Origin of the sequence: Kitasatospora sp. NRRL B-11411 (assembly GCF_000721345.1) — a bacterium.
Classification (GTDB): domain Bacteria; phylum Actinomycetota; class Actinomycetes; order Streptomycetales; family Streptomycetaceae; genus Kitasatospora; species Kitasatospora cineracea.
This window is the reverse complement of sequence record NZ_JOGH01000278.1, coordinates 1-1364: the sequence shown is the minus strand read 5'-3', so window position 1 is coordinate 1364 and position 1364 is coordinate 1. Positions and strand designations below refer to the sequence as shown.

Genomic DNA, 1364 nt, shown 5'->3' with positions numbered 1-1364 from the left:
GGTCCTACGTTGTTGGTGGGTTGGACGGGCCGTCGTAAGGTCCAGAGATCCAGAGGCGCCGGGTATGGCTTTCAGGCGGTTGCACGCGATGGCTCCCATCACCTGGCCGCCCGGCGTCTCACGACGACTCGACCGCTGATTAGGAGCTGCGGGCCCCTCGGGTGCACCGCTGAGTAGGACCACGCCGGCGAGGTCGTCCGGACGAACAGCGCGCATCGAACGACCGGAGGAGCAGGTGGCCCAGATCTGGGCGGGCACGGACATCGGCAAGACCCACCACCACTGCGTGGTCCTGGATACCGGGGGCAGGAAGCTGCTCTCGCGCCGGGTCCTGAACGACGAGCCGGAACTGCTGGACCTGCTCGCCGACGTGCTGGCGCTGGACGAGGACGTTCTCTGGGCGGTCGATGTCGCCGACGGCATGGCAGCCCTGCTGGTCAACGTGCTCCTCAACCACGGCCAGCAGCTGGTCTACATACCCGGCCTGGCCGTCAACCGCGCCTCGGCCGGCTACCGGGGCATGGGCAAGACCGACGCGAAGGACGCCGTCGTCATCGCCGACCAGGCCCGGATGCGCCGGGACCTGGCCGTCATCCGGCCCGACGACGAGCACGCCGTCGAACTGCGGATCCTGACCGACCGGCGCTCCGACCTGACCGCCGACCGCACCCGCAGGATCAACCGGCTGCGCGGCCAACTCACCGGCATCTTCCCGGCGTTGGAGCGGGTCCTGGACCTGGGCAATGTCGGTCCGCTGGTCCTGCTGACCGGCTACCAGACCCCGGCCGCCCTGCGCCGGATTGGCCGCGGCCGGCTGGAGACCTGGCTGCGCAACCGCAAGGTCCGCGGCGCCGACACCCTGGCCCGGGCCGCCCTGGAGGCGGCCGAGCGCCAGCACACCAGCCTTCCCGGGGAGAAGATCGCCGCGCAGGTGATCCACACCCTGGCCAAGGAGGTGATGGGCCTCAATGAGCAGATCGCCGAGATCGACAAGCTCATTGCGGCCCGGTTTCGCGACCACGACCTCGCCGAAGTGATCGCCACGCCAGCTTCGCCGGAGTCGCCCCGGTGCCCCGCGACTCCGGCAACATCAGCGGCAACCTGCACCGTCCCCGGCGCTATCACCGAGGCCTGCAGCGCGTTTTTTACACCTCTACACCTCCGCCCTCATCAGCATCCGCAGCTGCGAGGAGTCCCGCCGCTTCTACGAACGCAAGCGAGCCGAAGGCAAACGACACACCCAGGCCGTCCTCGCCCTGGCCCGACGACGCGTCAACGTCCTCTGGGCCCTCATTCGTGACGGGAAGCACTACGAGCATGCACTCCCCGTCACATCAGCTGCTTGACAACAACATTAGGAGGTG

At 68.6% G+C, this 1364-nt stretch carries 1 pseudogene; it reads left to right on the top strand.

Annotated features, from left to right (window positions below):
* The first annotated feature begins 235 nt into the window (after positions 1–235).
* A pseudogene (locus IH44_RS42155) lies at positions 236–1346 on the top strand (transposase).
* Positions 1347–1364: the final 18 nt, after the last annotated feature.